Source organism: Citrobacter sp. SX206, assembly GCF_024181025.1.
Taxonomy (GTDB): Bacteria; Pseudomonadota; Gammaproteobacteria; order Enterobacterales; family Enterobacteriaceae; genus Citrobacter; species Citrobacter youngae.
This window is the reverse complement of sequence record NZ_CP049738.1, coordinates 483,265-501,339: the sequence shown is the minus strand read 5'-3', so window position 1 is coordinate 501,339 and position 18,075 is coordinate 483,265. Positions and strand designations below refer to the sequence as shown.

Annotated in this window: 13 protein-coding genes and 1 pseudogene; 10 read left to right on the top strand and 4 right to left on the bottom strand. The window is 53.5% G+C overall.

The window, feature by feature from the left end; translation table 11 throughout:
- Window positions 1-30 precede the first annotated feature (30 nt).
- From rpoN to npr, 5 genes are all read left to right on the top strand, one after another.
- Window positions 31-1,464, top strand: a complete 1,434-nt coding sequence (gene rpoN, locus G8S19_RS02435; protein WP_048213426.1) for an RNA polymerase factor sigma-54 — start codon at window positions 31-33, stop codon at window positions 1,462-1,464.
- 22 nt (window positions 1,465-1,486) lie between these two features.
- Window positions 1,487-1,774 carry a ribosome hibernation promoting factor gene (gene hpf / locus G8S19_RS02430; protein ID WP_005121327.1) on the top strand — a complete coding sequence of 96 codons (288 nt, stop codon included), beginning with the start codon at window positions 1,487-1,489 and terminating at the stop codon, window positions 1,772-1,774.
- An 83-nt stretch (window positions 1,775-1,857) separates the two neighbouring features.
- On the top strand, window positions 1,858-2,349 hold the full coding sequence (ptsN, locus tag G8S19_RS02425) for a PTS IIA-like nitrogen regulatory protein PtsN (protein WP_048213427.1): 492 nt from the start codon (window positions 1,858-1,860) through the stop codon (window positions 2,347-2,349).
- A gap of 45 nt (window positions 2,350-2,394) precedes the next feature.
- Window positions 2,395-3,249 carry an RNase adapter RapZ gene (gene rapZ / locus G8S19_RS02420; RefSeq protein ID WP_048213428.1) on the top strand — a complete coding sequence of 285 codons (855 nt, stop codon included), beginning with the start codon at window positions 2,395-2,397 and terminating at the stop codon, window positions 3,247-3,249.
- Window positions 3,246-3,518: a PTS phosphocarrier protein NPr gene (gene npr / locus G8S19_RS02415; protein WP_003828770.1), complete on the top strand. Its 273-nt coding sequence runs from the start codon at window positions 3,246-3,248 to the stop codon at window positions 3,516-3,518. The genes rapZ and npr overlap by 4 nt, the downstream gene beginning before the upstream one ends.
- 11 nt (window positions 3,519-3,529) lie before the next feature.
- Here npr and mtgA read toward each other — a convergent pair whose 3' ends face one another.
- From mtgA to G8S19_RS02395, 4 genes are all read right to left on the bottom strand, one after another.
- Window positions 3,530-4,249 (bottom strand): monofunctional biosynthetic peptidoglycan transglycosylase, encoded by a 720-nt coding sequence (gene mtgA / locus G8S19_RS02410; RefSeq protein ID WP_101741916.1) that lies wholly within the window; start codon window positions 4,247-4,249, stop codon window positions 3,530-3,532.
- On the bottom strand, window positions 4,246-4,899 hold the full coding sequence (gene elbB / locus G8S19_RS02405; protein WP_048213430.1) for an isoprenoid biosynthesis glyoxalase ElbB: 654 nt from the start codon (window positions 4,897-4,899) through the stop codon (window positions 4,246-4,248). The genes mtgA and elbB overlap by 4 nt, the downstream gene beginning before the upstream one ends.
- A 229-nt stretch (window positions 4,900-5,128) precedes the next feature.
- Complete coding sequence (gene arcB, locus G8S19_RS02400) at window positions 5,129-7,465, bottom strand: aerobic respiration two-component sensor histidine kinase ArcB (protein ID WP_048213431.1); 2,337 nt, start codon at window positions 7,463-7,465, stop codon at window positions 5,129-5,131.
- Between the two features lie 197 nt (window positions 7,466-7,662).
- Window positions 7,663-8,592 (bottom strand): TIGR01212 family radical SAM protein, encoded by a 930-nt coding sequence (locus tag G8S19_RS02395; RefSeq protein WP_003839924.1) that lies wholly within the window; start codon window positions 8,590-8,592, stop codon window positions 7,663-7,665.
- A gap of 684 nt (window positions 8,593-9,276) precedes the next feature.
- On the opposite strand from G8S19_RS02395, the gene gltB reads away from it, so the two are divergent.
- From gltB to G8S19_RS02375, 5 genes and pseudogenes are all read left to right on the top strand, one after another.
- Window positions 9,277-13,737, top strand: a complete 4,461-nt coding sequence (gltB, locus tag G8S19_RS02390) for a glutamate synthase large subunit (protein ID WP_016151061.1) — start codon at window positions 9,277-9,279, stop codon at window positions 13,735-13,737.
- 12 nt (window positions 13,738-13,749) lie between these two features.
- On the top strand, window positions 13,750-15,168 hold the full coding sequence (locus tag G8S19_RS02385) for a glutamate synthase small subunit (protein WP_253686018.1): 1,419 nt from the start codon (window positions 13,750-13,752) through the stop codon (window positions 15,166-15,168).
- Window positions 15,169-15,263: 95 nt separating this feature from the next.
- Window positions 15,264-15,398, top strand: a pseudogene (locus tag G8S19_RS22450) (DUF1016 domain-containing protein); the annotation flags it as partial.
- Window positions 15,399-15,520: 122 nt separating this feature from the next.
- The gene (codB, locus tag G8S19_RS02380; RefSeq protein ID WP_253686016.1) at window positions 15,521-16,771 is read left to right on the top strand and encodes a cytosine permease; all 1,251 of its coding nucleotides are present in this window, start codon (window positions 15,521-15,523) and stop codon (window positions 16,769-16,771) included.
- Window positions 16,761-18,041 (top strand): cytosine deaminase, encoded by a 1,281-nt coding sequence (locus G8S19_RS02375; protein WP_142879355.1) that lies wholly within the window; start codon window positions 16,761-16,763, stop codon window positions 18,039-18,041. The genes codB and G8S19_RS02375 overlap by 11 nt, the downstream gene beginning before the upstream one ends.
- Window positions 18,042-18,075 lie beyond the last annotated feature (34 nt).

Sequence of the window (18,075 nt, the reverse complement as noted above, 5' to 3'; positions counted from 1 at the left end):
ACGTCACCGCAGGAGACAACAACTCTGAACATGAAGCAAGGTTTGCAACTCAGGCTTAGCCAACAACTGGCGATGACGCCTCAGCTACAACAGGCTATCCGTCTGTTGCAGTTGTCCACGCTGGAACTTCAGCAAGAACTTCAGCAAGCGCTGGAAAGTAACCCACTGCTCGAGCAAACCGATCTTCACGACGAAATTGATACCCAGGAAAAGCAGGATAGCGAATCCCTCGATACGGCTGACGCACTCGAACAAAAAGAGATGCCAGAAGAGCTGCCGCTGGATGCCAGTTGGGATGAGATTTACACCGCAGGGACGCCGTCTGGCACCAGCGGGGATTACATTGACGACGAACTGCCTGTGTATCAGGGTGAAACCACGCAATCGCTGCAAGATTACCTGATGTGGCAGGTGGAACTGACCCCATTCTCAGATACCGATCGTGCTATTGCCACGTCAATTGTGGATGCAGTCGACGAAACGGGCTATCTCACCGTCACGCTGGACGACATTCTCGACAGCATGGGCGATGACGACATCGGTATCGATGAAATCGAAGCCGTGCTTAAACGCGTTCAGCGTTTTGATCCCGTGGGCGTAGCAGCCAAAGATCTCCGCGACTGCTTACTGATCCAACTTTCACAGTTTGATAAAGTCACGCCGTGGCTGGAAGAAGCACGCCTGATCATCAGCGATCACCTTGATCTGCTCGCCAACCACGACTTCCGCACCCTGATGCGCGTAACCCGACTGAAAGAAGATGTGCTGAAAGAAGCCGTCAATCTTATCCAGTCGCTTGACCCAAGACCTGGACAATCTATCCAGACCGGTGAACCAGAGTACGTCATCCCGGATGTGCTGGTGCGTAAGCATAACGATCGCTGGGTAGTCGAACTCAACAGTGACAGCATTCCGCGTTTACAGATCAACCAACACTACGCCGCCCTGTGCAATAACGCGCGCAATGATGCTGACAGCCAGTTCATTCGTAGCAACCTGCAGGATGCAAAATGGCTGATTAAAAGTCTGGAAAGCCGCAATGACACGCTATTGCGCGTTAGCCGCTGTATCGTTGAGCAACAGCAAGCCTTCTTTGAGCAAGGCGAAGAGTATATGAAACCGATGGTTCTGGCCGATATCGCCCAGGCCGTCGAGATGCATGAATCGACCATTTCCCGAGTGACCACGCAAAAGTATCTGCACAGTCCGCGCGGCATTTTTGAATTGAAGTATTTCTTCTCCAGTCACGTTAACACTGAAGGTGGAGGCGAAGCCTCTTCTACAGCTATCCGCGCATTGGTGAAGAAATTAATTGCTGCGGAAAACCCCGCGAAACCGCTGAGTGACAGCAAGTTAACCTCTATGCTGTCAGAACAAGGTATCATGGTGGCACGCCGCACCGTTGCGAAGTACCGAGAGTCTTTATCCATTCCGCCGTCTAACCAGCGCAAACAGCTGGTTTGACCCAACCGATAAGGAAGACACTATGCAGCTCAACATCACTGGAAATAACGTCGAAATCACTGAGGCCCTGCGCGACTTTGTCACCACAAAGTTTGCCAAGCTTGAGCAATATTTCGACCGGATTAATCAGGTCTATATTGTGTTGAAAGTGGAGAAGGTCACACACATCTCGGATGCAACACTGCATGTGAACGGTGGCGAAATTCATGCCAGCGCGGAAGGTCAGGATATGTACGCCGCCATTGACGGTTTAATTGATAAACTGGCTCGGCAGTTAACAAAACATAAAGATAAACTGAAACAGCACTAACTTGTCCGGGCAGTTAGCGGGTGCAGGACGGCCTGTTGTGCAGCACAACGGGCCATTTGTACAGTTAGCGCTTAGGTGAAATTATGACAAATAACGATACGACTCTACAACTGAGCAATGTTCTTAACCAGGAATGTACGCGCGCGGCCGTTCACTGCCAAAGCAAGAAACGCGCACTGGAAATCATCAGTGAACTGGCGGCCAAACAACTCAGCTTGCCTCCTCAGGTGGTATTTGAAGCCATTCTGACGCGCGAAAAAATGGGCAGTACCGGTATTGGCAATGGTATTGCCATTCCGCATGGAAAGCTGGAAGAAGACACCCTGCGTGCGGTTGGTGTATTTGTTCAACTTGAAACGCCAATCGCGTTCGATGCCATTGATAATCAACCCGTCGATCTGCTTTTCGCCCTGCTGGTCCCGGCGGACCAAACCAAGACGCATTTGCATACATTGTCACTGGTTGCCAAACGCCTGGCAGATAAAACCATCTGTCGTCGCCTGCGCGCCGCACAGAGTGACCAGGAGTTGTATCAAATCATCACTGACACCGAAGGTGGACAGGATGAAGCATAACAACCCAATGGCATCCTTTTCTGTCGTTGTGAGGAGAAACAGTACATGGTACTGATGATCGTCAGCGGTCGTTCAGGGTCAGGTAAGTCTGTCGCCCTGCGTGCGCTGGAAGATATGGGTTTTTACTGCGTGGATAACCTTCCCGTCGTGTTGTTGCCCGAACTGGCTCGAACCCTCGCCGATCGCCAGATATCTGCGGCTGTCAGCATTGATGTGCGCAACATGCCCGAATCCCCGGAGATTTTTGAGCAGGCCATGAGTAACCTGCCTGAAGGCTTCTCACCGCAACTGCTGTTCCTTGATGCCGACCGTAACACGCTAATTCGCCGCTACAGCGATACGCGCCGTTTACACCCGCTGTCCAGCAAGAACTTGTCTCTGGAAAGCGCTATCGATAAAGAAAGCGATTTACTGGAGCCGTTGCGTTCACGCGCTGACCTGATCGTAGACACCTCTGAAATGTCTGTGCACGAGCTGGCGGAAATGTTACGTACCCGACTGCTGGGCAAACGTGAACGTGAATTAACGATGGTATTTGAGTCCTTTGGCTTTAAACACGGAATCCCTATTGATGCGGATTACGTCTTTGATGTCCGTTTCCTGCCTAACCCGCACTGGGATCCAAAGCTACGTCCGATGACCGGTCTGGACAGGCCCGTCGCGGCCTTCCTCGACAGACACACAGAAGTACACAATTTTATCTACCAGACTCGCAGCTATCTTGAGCTATGGTTACCCATGCTGGAGACCAACAACCGCAGCTACCTCACTGTAGCCATCGGCTGTACCGGCGGGAAACACCGTTCGGTGTATATTGCAGAGCAACTGGCAGACTACTTCCGCTCACGCGGTAAAAACGTGCAGTCACGCCATCGTACGTTGGAAAAACGCAAATCATGACCGTGAAGCAAACTGTTGAAATCACGAATAAGCTGGGCATGCATGCCCGGCCGGCAATGAAACTGTTTGAGCTAATGCAGGGTTTTGAAGCAGAAGTTCTGCTGCGTAATGATGAAGGGACGGAAGCCGAGGCAAACAGTGTTATCGCTCTGCTGATGCTGGATTCCGCCAAAGGACGCCAGATAGAAGTTGAAGCCACAGGTCCGCAGGAGGTTGAGGCTCTGGCAGCCGTGATTGCGCTGTTTAATTCGGGGTTTGATGAAGATTAGGGCAGCATCGACTAATACAGCTTATTTTCACGCATAAACGACTCACCGCCCAGCTGGCGCATTTGGCGCATGATCCACGCCTGACGACTGCGTACATAGCCGGAAGGCGCACTCGCCTTAAAACGTAACGGATTGGGCAGCACCGCCGCCAGCAATGCCGCTTCAGACGGGCTAAGACGGCTGGCGGGTTTACGGAAATAGCGCTGTGATGCAGCCTCTACACCGAATACTCCATCGCCAAACTCCGCAATATTCAAATAAACCGTCAGGATTCGTTTCTTGCTCCAGACGGTTTCTATCCCCAGCGTTAACCCGGCCTCGAGCCCTTTGCGCACCCAGCTACGCCCATCCCACAAAAAGAGGTTTTTTGCCGTTTGTTGCGATAACGTCGAAGCGCCCCGAATACGGTTTTCATTACGTTCGTTATGCGCCAGCGCTTTCTCTATCGCTGAGACATCAAATCCCCAGTGATCGGGAAATTTCTGGTCCTCAGCAGCAATGACCGCCAGCCCCATCCACGGTGATATCTCATCCATACTGACCCAGTCAGAATGCGCCACATAGCCGAAATTACCCTGTATCCAGGCACCAAGCTGCCGTTCAACCATCACCGCTGAGAAAGGAACGGGCATCACGCTGAAGAGCGCTATACCCCCGCCCCAAAACACGGCGAGGACAATAACCGCCCGCAGAAACAGACGTCGCAGAAAGGCGGTAGCCCCTTTTCTCATTCAGCCAGTACCAGAACACGCGAGACCAGTTTGTCGATCCCACTCGCCGCCTGAGCGATATCCTGCGCCAGCATGTAAGCAGGCGTGGTGACAACTTTATTATCTTCATCAACCACAATGTCATCGACCGGGCAAGGCACATGTTCAGCGCCCATCTCTTCCAGTACTTCCGCTGTATCGATGTCAGTGCCAATGGTCAGACGCAGCGGGAAGTCAAAAATCTTAGGTAACATAGCAGGAGCAATACACATGAATCCAAGAGGTTTACCGGCCTGATGCAGCGCCTTCGCCAGAGCAGCTAAGTCGCTATCAATCCGACACTCACTGCCCTGGCTGGCAAAATTGCTCAGATTTTTTGCTGCGCCAAACCCGCCAGGCACAATTAGCGCATCCAGCTCCGTTGCGACCGCCTGGGCCAGGGGGCGAATATCACCACGCGTAATACGCGCAGCTTCAATCAGGACATTGCGCGTTTCCGGCATCGGCTCGCCCGTCAGATGATTAATCACATCCGCCTGCTGTTTATCTGGGGCAAAGCAGATAGCTTGAGCGCCATTGCGGGCAATAGCCAGCAGCGTGAGTACGGCTTCGTGAATTTCTGCACCGTCATACACGCCACATCCGCTGAGCACTACGCCAACTTTTTTCATCGTGATACTCCTTTCGCAACTGACTGAAGCATATTAATAATTCTGATTAGAATGCCACGCTTCACACATTTAACTGATTCATGTAACAAATTATTTAAGATTTGCTATCTTAACTGCGTGCGGCCTGAAAATTAGGGCTGCGCCCTTGTAAACAATGATAATAATTTACGGCGCAGCCACGATTTCCCTGGTGTTGGCGCAGTATTCGCGCACCCCGGTCAAGCCGGGGTCATTTTTTTTCCACGCTCGCAACCCAGGCTCTTAACACCGCCACGTCGTGCTGCCACTCCTGCTTCATCTCTTCAATCCATTCAGCCACGTTATCTTCCCAAGCAGGAAGGTCGGGTGATTGAATTTGCTGACCCAACTGTTGCAGGTGGCGCAGACCGACAGATCCGGCTGCACCTTTAATTTTATGGCCTTCCTCAACCACGCCTTTTTTATCACGGGCAGTCAGATTAGACTCCAGCACGCTCAAATATCCTGGCATCATTTTCTCAAACACCGCCAGACCGTCGGTGATCAACTTCGGCCCGACCAGTTCGAGGTATTGTTCCAACATGGGAATATCTAACAGCGCTTGCGATTTACTGCTTTCTTCAGACGTCACAGTGCTCTCCTCTTCGTTTCGGGTATCCCAGTATTTTTTGATCATGGCGGTTAACGCCGGAACTGACAGCGGCTTACTCAGCACGTCGTCCATTCCTGCATCCAGATATTCTTTTTTATCTTTCAGTACGTTGGCGGTGAGAGCCACCAGCGGCGGCAGATCTTCACGGGCGTATTTTTGCGTCAGTTCGCGTGAGATATCCAGACCGGTCATATCCGGTAGCTGAATATCCAGCAGCACCAGGTCATATTCACCCGGTTTGAACATGTCCAGCGCGGCTTTCCCGGTCATGGCGACATCCACGCTGTTGCCCAGCTTTTCCAGCACCGAACGCGCAACAATAACGTTCAGTTCAATGTCTTCCACCAGCAGCACATTCAGGGCTGGTAACGGCATTTCATCGTCTTCAAAAGCATCTTCAATTTCTTCTGCCACGGCAGGAGCATGCACGGTTAGCGTAAAGATGGAGCCTTTTCCGGCCTGGCTGGAAACCGTAATATCACCGCCCATGTTTTTCGCCAGACGCTTCGAGACGGCCAGTCCAATCCCGGTTCCCGTTGCCGGTTTACCACCATGGCTGTCCTTCACCTGATAGTACATGGCGAAAATTTTATCCTGCTCATCCTGTGGAATACCGATCCCGGAATCCTCCACCTCAAAATGCAGTATGTCTCCCTCGTCATAGCGCGCCCGTACGGTCACCTGCCCCTGCTGAGTAAACTTCACGGCGTTGCTGATCAGATTCCACAGAATCTGGCGCAAACGCGTTCCGTCGGTGATGACCTTATGTGGCAGCGGTAGCGTCGGCTCAAGCACAAAGCGCAATCCTTTTTGTTGCGCCTGCAAGCCGGAGAGGTTTTCCAGATCCGCCATAAAACTGGTGAAATCAACAGGCTGGTTATCGAGCTGGACTTTACGCCGCTCCATCTTATCCATGTCAATAATATCGTTGAAAATATTCCCCAGCGTCACGGCGGAAACATGGATAGTTTTGAGATATTTTTCCTGCTCAGCGGTTAAATCTGTATCCAACAGGATCCGGCTTAAGCCGACAATGCCGTTAAGCGGAGTGCGCAGCTCGTGGCTGATGGTGGAAATGAAAGTGGTCTTATCACGGCTGGCGCGCTCAAGCGCGTCCTGATAACGCTTCCGCTCGGTAATATCGCGCCCAAAGCCCATCAGGCCATGTCGCTTACCTACGCGGTCATAGTAAGGCACTTTACGAATTTCAAAGCAGGCTTTGCGCCCATCCGGGTAGTCCAGCCACTGTTCATAGGTGAGCGAGACGTTATGACGGAATACCTTCTCGTCGGTTTCAATCACCTTTTCAGCCGCCTCTGGCGAATACACATCAGCCGGCTTTAGATTCACCAGTTGCTTTTCGCTCTTACCGGTCAGCAGCTCCATAGCACGGTTACAGCCGGAAAATTCTTTATCTTCATTGCGATAAAAAACCAGATCCGGTGAAGCATCAAGGAAAGAACGTAAAAATGAAGATTGTTGCTCGAGCTGGATCTGCGCTTCTTCGCGCTCTTTGATTTCAACCTTCAGTTGTTCGAACGTTTCCTGGCGCTCCGCTTCGGCTTTTTCGCGCTCGACAATTTCCTGGTTGAGCTGGGCAATATTATCTTTCAACTGCACATTGAGCTTGAGATCGCGCTCGCGCATCTCTTCCAGCTTTTGTACCAGTCGTGACAAGCGTTGCCGGGACTCTTCCAGTTGCTCCACCACCACAGAAAGGAAGTAGACGGCCCAGGGGGTAATTAACAGGCCAAAAAAGATAGAACGGATGACATCAATGCTTTCTACCTGGCCATGCAGCACCATGGTGACAGCCATCTGCACCACAATTGCCAACACAACCAAAGCTAGCGCCAACAGCAGCGAAAAGCGCACCAGACCTAACTTCATCATCAGGTCGACATAGTATTGCGCCAGCATACGAATTTGCTTCATAGAGGGTTCCTTCACGACAACTTGGCACAATAATACTCAATTCTCAGCGTGACGTTGAAGATTGTGCAAGAAATGCGGGGGTTATCGGTGAAATGACTGGGTAGGCGGTAGGCCGGATAAGGCATAGCCGCCATCCGGCAATGTGCGCCGGGCCACCTGATGGCGCGCAGCTTTCAGGCCTACATGACTACGGAGGGTTAGATCCCCGGCTGCACCCACGGCGTACCCAGCGCCGAGCCTTGCACGCCGTGCTCATTAAGGTACTTATCCAGTTCAACCATCCCGGTCCAGCGGTTTTCACACCATAGCGGTGCCAGCAGCGTTGGGCGACGCGCGCTGGCAGAAATGCGATGATAAATCACCTCTGGCGGCGTATGGCGGATCATCTCTCCGGCGGTAACCGTATAATCGTCCAGTTCAATTCCGTTCAGCCGCCCGGCTTCCCAGGCTTTCGCCATCGTACTGCCTTTCACAATATGCAGCGGATGCAGCTTAATACCGTCAACACCCGTCTCCACCACACGCTCCATGGTTTGCAGGCATTCCGCTTGCCCTTCACCAGGCAGGCCGACAATCAGGTGTGAACACACTTTCAGCCCGCGTTCACGCGCCAGTCGCGTGGTGTTCTGGTAGCAGGCAAAATCATGACCGCGGTTAATACGGTGCAGGGTTTTGTCATGCGCGGTTTGCAGACCAAGTTCCAGCCATACCTCATAGCCCAGGTCTTTATACTCGCAAAGCAGATCGAGTACCGCATCCGGCACGCAGTCGGGGCGCGTGCCAACGCATAACCCGACGATGCTGGCCTGACTAACCGCCTGTTGGTACATCGAACGCAGCACCTGTACTTCAGCAAAGGTGCTGGTATAGGCCTGGAAATAGGCCAGATAGCGTCTGGCGCGATTGACCAACTGCGCCTGATGCTCAAGTTGCTCGGCAATGGAATGATGCTGCTGAGTTTCATCGGCAAACGAGGCGACATTACAGAAAGTACATCCGCCACGTCCGATGGTGCCATCACGATTTGGACAGCTAAAGCCGCCGTGCAGCGTGAGTTTATGAACCTTTTGCCCATAACGGCGAGAAAGATCCCCACCAAACATATTGACTAATTTCTGTAACTGCATAATCTGGTAGACCGCGCCTTGAAAAGAGGCCAAAGCCTGCCATTTTTTGCCCCAGTCGGCGATGACCTGGATCAATCGCCCTGGCGAGCCTTTATTTATTGCATAACAAATCAAAATAATTGAAATTTCATTCACTCAAAATCTAATTACTTTTCCTTATATTCAGCGGTTTTTTTTATCTTCTTATACTCTGAGCGTAAAAACAGTATCTTTAAGACGCCTGAACTCTAAAAACCAGCATAAAATGCCAGTCATCTCGATAAATAAAGGGAGGACGAGGGATATCCAGCCTTTCTGACAGTGAGACAGATCACACTTCCAGGGGGATTCCTCTTAGGTTAAATCAATGTAAAAAATCCTTTTATTTCAACATTTTCATAAAGTTAATTGCCCTATAGCACATTTTTGCATAAATAAGATTGCCATTTGACCTGTGTGTGGATTCCCGATAACTTGGAAATCCGCTGGAAGCTTTCTGGATGAGCAGTCTGCTCATCATATTTATGCAGTAATTGAGATTCCCTCTGAAGCAAGTCCTCAAACTTGTTTGACCTGTGCGAAAAGGATAAAGAGGGCGAATGCGAGGTAAGCGTATGACACGCAAACCCCGTCGCCATGCTCTTGGTGTGCCCGTGCGCAACGGTCCAGATGGGAATCCCTCAGAGCCTGGGGAGGTTCACTGATATGTTGTACGATAAATCCCTTGAGAGGGATAACTGTGGTTTCGGCCTGATCGCCCACATAGAAGGCGAACCTAGCCACAAGGTAGTGCGTACCGCCATACACGCACTGGCCCGTATGCAGCACCGTGGCGCAATTCTTGCCGATGGAAAAACCGGCGATGGTTGCGGCCTGCTGTTACAAAAACCTGACCGCTTTTTCCGCATCGTGGCGCAAGAGCGCGGCTGGCGTTTAGCCAAAAACTACGCCGTCGGCATGATCTTTTTAAATAAAGACCCTGAACTGGCTGCGGCTTCTCGTCGCATTGTTGAAGAAGAATTACAGCAGGAGACCCTGTCGATTGTCGGCTGGCGCGACGTGCCGACCAACGAAGGTGTTCTCGGTGAAATTGCGCTCTCCTCCCTGCCTCGTATCGAGCAAATTTTTGTTAACGCCCCTGCGGGCTGGCGTCCGCGTGATATGGAGCGTCGCCTGTTCATCGCGCGTCGTCGTATCGAAAAACGCCTCCTGCAAGACAAAGATTTCTACGTCTGTAGCTTGTCGAACCTGGTCAATATCTATAAAGGTCTGTGTATGCCGGCGGATCTGCCGCGCTTCTACCTGGACCTGGCAGACCTGCGTCTGGAATCGGCCATCTGCCTGTTCCACCAGCGCTTCTCCACCAACACCGTACCGCGCTGGCCGCTGGCGCAGCCGTTCCGCTATCTGGCGCACAACGGTGAAATCAACACCATCACCGGCAACCGCCAATGGGCGCGCGCCCGTACCTATAAGTTCCAGACCCCGTTGATCCCGGATCTGCACGACGCCGCGCCGTTTGTTAACGAAACCGGCTCAGACTCCAGTTCGATGGATAACATGCTGGAACTGCTACTGGCAGGCGGGATGGACATCATCCGTGCCATGCGCTTACTGGTTCCACCGGCATGGCAGAACAACCCGGATATGGATCCGGAGCTGCGCGCGTTCTTTGACTTTAACTCCATGCACATGGAACCGTGGGACGGCCCGGCGGGCATCGTCATGTCCGACGGCCGCTTTGCCGCCTGTAACCTTGACCGTAACGGCTTGCGTCCGGCACGCTACGTCATCACCAAAGACAAGCTGATTACCTGCGCCTCTGAAGTCGGGATCTGGGATTATCAGCCGGATGAAGTGGTAGAGAAAGGCCGCGTCGGCCCTGGCGAGCTGATGGTTATCGATACTCGCAGCGGGCGCATTCTCCACTCCGCCGAAACCGATGATGACCTGAAAAGCCGTCACCCATACAAAGAGTGGATGGAGAAAAACGTCCGCCGTCTGGTGCCGTTCGAAGACCTGGCTGACGATCAGGTCGGCAGCCGTGAACTGGACGATGACACCCTCGCCAGCTATCAGAAACAGTTTAACTACAGCGCTGAAGAGCTGGATTCCGTGATCCGCGTGCTCGGCGAAAATGGCCAGGAAGCGGTCGGTTCAATGGGTGACGATACCCCGTTTGCCGTACTCTCCAGCCAGCCGCGCATCATTTATGACTACTTCCGCCAGCAGTTCGCGCAGGTGACTAACCCGCCGATCGACCCGCTGCGTGAAGCGCACGTCATGTCGCTGGCCACCAGCATCGGTCGTGAGATGAACGTCTTCTGCGAAGCTGAAGGTCAGGCACACCGCCTGAGCTTTAAATCGCCGATCCTGCTGTACTCCGATTTCACCCAGCTCACCACCATGAAAGAGGAGCATTATCGCGCTGACCGTCTGGATATCACCTTTGACGCGACCGAAACTACGCTCGAAGAGACCGTCAAAGCATTGTGCGATAAGGCGGAACAGATGGTGCGCAACGGCACGGTGCTGCTGGTACTCTCTGACCGCAACATCGCTAAAAATCGTCTGCCGGTTCCGGCGCCGATGGCCGTGGGCGCAGTGCAAACGCGTCTGGTAGAACAAAGCCTGCGCTGCGACGCCAACATCATCGTTGAAACCGCCAGTGCCCGCGATCCGCACCATTTTGCCGTCCTGCTCGGCTTTGGCGCGACGGCCATTTATCCGTATCTCGCGTATGAAACATTGGGACGTCTGATCGACACTCAGGCGATTGCCAAAGATTACCGGACCGTGATGCTGAACTACCGTAACGGCATCAACAAAGGTCTGTACAAAATCATGTCCAAAATGGGCATCTCGACCATTGCCTCTTACCGCTGCTCGAAGCTGTTTGAAGCCGTCGGTCTGCACGATGATGTGGTTGCGTTGTGCTTCCAGGGCGTGGTTAGCCGCATCAGCGGCGCAGGATTTACCGACTTCCAGCAGGATCTGCTGAACCTCTCCAAACATGCATGGCTGGCGCGTAAACCTATCAGCCAGGGCGGTTTGCTGAAGTACGTCCACGGCGGCGAATACCACGCCTACAACCCGGACGTGGTACGCACTCTGCAGCAGGCGGTACAAAGCGGCGAGTACAGCGACTATCAGGAATACGCCAAGCTGGTTAATGAGCGTCCGGCGGCTACGCTGCGCGATCTGCTGGCGATTACGCCTGGCGATGAAGCCGTAAGCATTAGCGAAGTAGAACCCGCGACCGAACTGTTTAAACGCTTTGATACCGCCGCCATGTCTATCGGCGCATTAAGCCCGGAAGCACACGAAGCGCTGGCCGAAGCCATGAACAGCATCGGCGGCAATTCGAACTCCGGTGAAGGCGGCGAAGACCCGGCGCGCTATGGCACCAATAAAGTGTCACGGATTAAGCAGGTTGCTTCCGGTCGCTTTGGCGTAACCCCGGCATACCTGGTCAATGCCGATGTCATTCAGATTAAAGTCGCTCAGGGCGCGAAACCTGGCGAAGGTGGTCAGTTACCGGGTGATAAAGTCACCCCGTACATCGCCAAACTACGCTATTCCGTACCGGGCGTGACGCTGATCTCCCCGCCGCCGCACCACGATATCTACTCTATCGAGGATTTAGCGCAGCTGATTTTCGACCTGAAACAGGTCAACCCGAAGGCGATGATCTCGGTGAAACTGGTTTCCGAACCAGGCGTTGGTACCATCGCCACTGGCGTAGCGAAAGCCTATGCGGATCTGATCACCATTGCTGGCTACGATGGCGGCACTGGCGCAAGCCCGCTCTCCTCCGTGAAATATGCGGGCTGTCCGTGGGAACTCGGCCTGGTGGAAACCCAGCAGGCGCTGGTGGCTAACGGTCTGCGTCACAAGATTCGTCTGCAGGTCGATGGCGGTCTGAAAACCGGCGTCGATATCATTAAAGCGGCAATTCTGGGTGCAGAAAGCTTTGGCTTCGGTACCGGCCCGATGGTGGCGCTGGGCTGTAAATATCTGCGTATTTGCCACCTGAACAACTGCGCAACCGGTGTTGCAACTCAGGATGAGAAACTGCGTAAGAACCACTATCACGGCCTGCCGTTTAAAGTGACCAACTACTTTGAATTTATCGCCCGTGAAGTGCGCGAGCTGATGGCCTCGCTGGGCGTTACCCGCCTGGTGGATCTGATTGGTCGCACCGACCTGCTCAAAGAGCTGGATGGCTTCACCGCCAAGCAGCAGAAGCTGGAGCTGTCTCGTCTGCTGGAAACAGCCGAACCGCATCCTGGTAAAGCGCTGCATTGCACCGAGAACAACCCGCCGTTTGATAATGGCGTGCTGAACGCCCAGTTGTTACAGCAGGCGAAGCCGTTCGTCGACGAGCGCCAGAGCAAAACCTTCTGGTTCGATATCCGCAACACCGACCGTTCCGTCGGCGCATCGCTGTCGGGCTATATCGCTCAGACGCATGGCGATCAGGGGCTGGCGTCTGACCCGATCAAAGCGCACTTCAGCGGTACTGCAGGCCAGAGCTTTGGCGTGTGGAACGCGGGCGGCGTGGAGTTGTATCTGACCGGCGATGCCAACGACTATGTCGGTAAAGGCATGGCGGGCGGTCTGCTGGCGGTACGTCCTCCGGTTGGCTCAGCTTTCCGTAGCCATGAGGCGAGCATCATCGGTAACACCTGCCTGTATGGCGCCACCGGTGGTCGCCTGTTCGCGGCAGGTCGTGCGGGTGAGCGCTTTGCGGTGCGTAACTCCGGCGCAATCACCGTGGTTGAAGGAATTGGCGACAACGGCTGTGAATACATGACCGGCGGCATCGTCTGTATTCTCGGCAAAACCGGCGTTAACTTCGGCGCGGGCATGACCGGCGGATTCGCCTACGTGCTCGACGAAGACGGTGAATTCCGCAAACGCGTAAACCCGGAACTGGTCGAAGTGCTGAGCGTGGACTCGCTGGCGATCCACGAAGAGCACCTGCGCGGCCTGATTACCGAGCACGTACAGCATACCGGCTCTTCTCACGGCGAAGAGATCCTGGCGAACTGGCCAGCATTCTCGGCGAAATTCGCGCTGGTAAAACCAAAATCCAGTGATGTGAAAGCACTGTTGGGTCACCGTAGTCGTAGCGCAGCAGAGCTGCGTGTGCAGGCGCAGTAAGGGGTAGCAGCAATGAGTCAGAACGTATACCAATTTATCGACCTGCAGCGTGTTGATCCGCCGAAGAAGCCGCTGAAGATCCGCAAGATCGAGTTTATCGAGATTTACGAGCCGTTTTCCGAAGGCCAAGCCAAAGCACAGGCAGATCGCTGCCTGTCCTGCGGTAACCCGTACTGCGAGTGGAAGTGCCCGGTGCATAACTACATCCCGAACTGGCTGAAGTTGGCGAATGAGGGACGTATTTTTGAAGCGGCTGAGCTGTCACATCAGACCAACACCCTGCCGGAAGTCTGCGGGCGCGTGTGTCCGCAGGACCGTCTGTGTGAGGGTTCCTGTACGCTGAACGATGAGTTTGGCGCGGTAACTATCGGCAACATCGAGCGCTATATCAACGATAAAGCCTTCGAGATGGGCTGGCGTCCGGATATGACCGGCGTTCGCCAGACGGACAAGCGCGTGGCGATTATCGGCGCGGGGCCAGCGGGCCTGGCCTGTGCCGATGTGCTGACCCGCAACGGCGTGAAAGCGGTAGTATTTGACCGTCACCCGGAAATCGGCGGCTTGCTGACCTTCGGTATCCCAGCCTTCAAGCTGGAAAAAGAGGTCATGACCCGTCGCCGTGAAATCTTCACCGGCATGGGCATTGAGTTCAAACTCAACGTGGAAGTGGGCCGTGATGTGCAGCTCAACGATTTGCTGAAGGATTACGACGCCGTGTTCCTTGGCGTAGGAACCTATCAGTCGATGCGCGGCGGGCTGGAAAACGAAGACGCTGAGGGCGTGTTTGATGCCCTGCCGTTCCTGATTGCTAATACCAAGCAATTGATGGGTTTTGGCGAAAGCAGCAACGAGCCATACATCAGCATGGAAGGCAAACGCGTCGTCGTACTCGGCGGTGGCGATACCGCGATGGACTGCGTGCGCACTTCGGTTCGCCAGAATGCTGCAGACGTCATTTGCGCCTATCGTCGCGACGAAGAGAACATGCCGGGTTCGAAACGCGAAGTGAAAAACGCGCGCGAAGAAGGCGTCGAGTTCCAGTTCAACGTCCAGCCGTTAGGTGTGGAAGTGAATGCCAACGGGAAAGTGTGCGGCGTGAAAATGGCGCGCACTGAAATGGGCGAACCGGATGCGAAGGGACGTCGCCGTGCGGAGATCGTCGCTGGCTCCGAGCACGTTGTTCCGGCTGATGCCGTGGTCCTGGCGTTTGGTTTCCGCCCGCACAGCATGGAATGGTTGAAAGAGCACAGCGTCGAACTGGATTCACAGGGCCGCATCATTGCCCCGGAACGTAGCGACAACGCTTTCCAGACCAGCAACCCGAAAATCTTCGCCGGTGGCGACATCGTGCGCGGTTCGGATCTGGTGGTCACCGCGATTGCCGAAGGTCGTAAAGCGGCAGACGGGATCCTGAATTACCTGGAAGTGTAATACTTCTGGCTCCCCTGACGCTGATGGATGGGGAGCCAATATTCCTCCACTAAATACATGCGGAATCATTTTTCGAAAGCCGCTCACAAATACAGCTGTATATTCAGTACATTGAAATTCCGCAGACAGTGTCTGCAGAATCTTACCATTTGGCGTAACTGACTTAATCTTTTCCACTACCCTGGTCGGCGTTTGTCCGCTTCTTATCGGTTAAAAATGTCGAGCCCAAAAATCAACGCAATCATCAACACCATAAATAATAACCATGTAAAGATTATACGTAATCGTTTGCTTTATTCTGAGAACTGTATATGATGCGGCGGATTTTTTGGGCAAAATTCAAGGAGGCGTTGTGTCGCAGGACAACAATTATAGCCAGGGCCCCGTCCCTCTGGCAGCGCGGAAAGGCGTGGTTCCACTAACATTTGTCATGTTGGGGCTTACATTTTTTTCCGCCAGTATGTGGACCGGTGGCACACTCGGTACCGGTCTTTCCTATAATGATTTCTTCCTGGCAGTTCTCTTCGGTAATCTTCTCCTCGGTATTTACACTGCATTTCTCGGTTATATTGGCGCAAAAACAGGTCTCTCTACCCACCTCCTCGCACGTTACTCATTTGGCATAAAAGGTTCATGGCTTCCCTCAATGCTACTAGGCGGCACACAGGTGGGCTGGTTTGGCGTCGGCGTGGCAATGTTCGCCATCCCGGTGGGTAAAGCGACGGGAATTGACGTCAACATCCTGATTGCAGTTTCCGGTCTGCTGATGACCATGACCATCTTCTTTGGTATCTCGGCACTCACCATTTTGTCCATCATCGCCGTCCCCGCCATCGTCGTTCTTGGCAGTTACTCTGTCTGGCTGGCAGTGAGCGATGTGGGGGGATTGGATCATTTAAAAGCAATTGTGCCGCAGACACCGCTGAATTTTTCCACAGCACTGGCGCTGGTCGTCGGATCGTTTGTCAGCGCAGGAACATTAACCGCCGACTTCGTTCGCTTTGGTCGCAACGCCAAAGGCGCAGTGCTGATCGCCATGGTGGCGTTTTTCCTTGGCAACTCGCTGATGTTTATCTTCGGAGCCGCCGGAGCCGCCGCGGTAGGACAGGCGGATATCTCTGACGTGATGATTGCCCAGGGACTGCTGCTGCCCGCGATCATCGTTCTCGGCCTGAATATCTGGACAACCAATGACAACGCGCTGTACGCCTCCGGTCTGGGATTTGCCAATATTACCGGCCTTTCCAGCCGCACATTGTCCGTGGCCAACGGTATTATCGGCACACTGTGCGCATTATGGCTTTACAATAACTTTGTCGGCTGGCTGACATTCCTGTCGGCGGCCATCCCGCCTATTGGCGGAGTGATTATTGCCGATTATCTGTTAAACCACCGCCGGTACACCAACTTCAACACAGCACAGTTTATTCCCGTCAACTGGATAGCTATCTTGTCCGTTGCATTAGGCATTGCCGCAGGTCACTATATTCCCGGTATTGTGCCGGTCAACGCCGTACTTGGCGGCGTATTCAGCTATATCCTGCTGAACCCACTTTTCAATCGCAGCCTTGCTAAATCCCCGGAGGTCAGCCATGCAGAATAACACCATCACTCTAACTCAAACCCGTCTGCAGGGGCGTGAAGGATTGTGGCAAATCACGATTGAAAACGGGCGTTTTAGCCGTATTGATCCCCAGGAAACAGCATCTGCGCCACAGGGCAAGGTGCTTGATGCTGAAGGCGGGCTGGCCATTCCACCGTTCGTTGAGCCACATATCCATCTGGACACCACGCAAACTGCAGGGGAGCCCAGTTGGAACCAATCGGGTACGTTGTTTGAAGGTATTGAGCGCTGGGCCGAACGCAAGGCGATGCTCACCCACGAAGACGTGAAGACCCGCGCCATGCAGACTCTCAAGTGGCAGATGGCCAACGGCATCCAGTATGTCCGAACTCACGTAGACGTTTCCGATCCTACGCTGACGGCGCTGAAAGCCATGCTGGAAGTGAAGCAAGAAGTGGCACCGTGGGTGGAGCTGCAGATTGTGGCGTTCCCACAGGAAGGTATTCTTTCTTATCCCAACGGCGAAGCGCTGCTAGAAGAAGCTGTGCGTTTGGGTGCCGACGTCATTGGCGCAATTCCTCACTTTGAATTCACGCGTGAATATGGCGTAGAGTCGCTGCACAAAACTTTCGCCCTGGCACAGAAGTATGACCGACTTATCGATGTGCACTGTGACGAGATTGATGATGAGCAATCGCGCTTTGTTGAAACCGTCGCGGCGCTGGCACATCGCGATGGCATGGGATCGCGCGTGACAGCCAGCCACACCACAGCGATGCATTCCTACAACGGCGCATATGCTTCCCGCCTTTTCCGTCTGTTAAAAATGTCAGGTATTAACTTCGTCGCGAATCCGCTAGTGAATATTCACCTGCAAGGACGTTTTGACACCTATCCTAAGCGCCGTGGCATCACCCGCGTCAAGGAGATGCTGGAAGCGGACATCAACGTCTGCTTCGGCCATGATGACGTTTTTGACCCGTGGTACCCATTGGGAACCGCGAATATGCTGCAAGTTCTGCATATGGGATTACATGTGTGTCAGTTGATGGGGTACGGACAAATCAATGATGGGCTAAATCTCATCACCACCCACAGCGCGAAAACCCTACACTTACAGGACTACGGTTTAAGTATTGGGAATTCCGCTAACCTGGTGATTTTACCTGCAGAAAATGGATTTGATGCGGTTCGCCGCCAGACACCTGCACGTTATTCAATTCGCCATGGGCGGGTTATTGCCGAGACAGTGCCAAGCCAGACCACGCTGCATCTGACGCAGCCGGAAGCAGTAACGTTTAAGCGCTAGATTTTCTTTTCGGAAATAGCCGCAGACTCACAGC

Coding starts and splice junctions, on each gene's coding strand:
- rpoN (WP_048213426.1), top strand. CDS start 31: ATGAAGCAAGGTTTGCAACTCAGGCTTAGCCAACAACTGGCGATGACG.
- hpf (WP_005121327.1), top strand. CDS start 1,487: ATGCAGCTCAACATCACTGGAAATAACGTCGAAATCACTGAGGCCCTG.
- ptsN (WP_048213427.1), top strand. CDS start 1,858: ATGACAAATAACGATACGACTCTACAACTGAGCAATGTTCTTAACCAG.
- rapZ (WP_048213428.1), top strand. CDS start 2,395: ATGGTACTGATGATCGTCAGCGGTCGTTCAGGGTCAGGTAAGTCTGTC.
- npr (WP_003828770.1), top strand. CDS start 3,246: ATGACCGTGAAGCAAACTGTTGAAATCACGAATAAGCTGGGCATGCAT.
- mtgA (WP_101741916.1), bottom strand. CDS start 4,249: ATGAGAAAAGGGGCTACCGCCTTTCTGCGACGTCTGTTTCTGCGGGCG.
- elbB (WP_048213430.1), bottom strand. CDS start 4,899: ATGAAAAAAGTTGGCGTAGTGCTCAGCGGATGTGGCGTGTATGACGGT.
- arcB (WP_048213431.1), bottom strand. CDS start 7,465: ATGAAGCAAATTCGTATGCTGGCGCAATACTATGTCGACCTGATGATG.
- G8S19_RS02395 (WP_003839924.1), bottom strand. CDS start 8,592: ATGCAGTTACAGAAATTAGTCAATATGTTTGGTGGGGATCTTTCTCGC.
- gltB (WP_016151061.1), top strand. CDS start 9,277: ATGTTGTACGATAAATCCCTTGAGAGGGATAACTGTGGTTTCGGCCTG.
- G8S19_RS02385 (WP_253686018.1), top strand. CDS start 13,750: ATGAGTCAGAACGTATACCAATTTATCGACCTGCAGCGTGTTGATCCG.
- G8S19_RS02375 (WP_142879355.1), top strand. CDS start 16,761: ATGCAGAATAACACCATCACTCTAACTCAAACCCGTCTGCAGGGGCGT.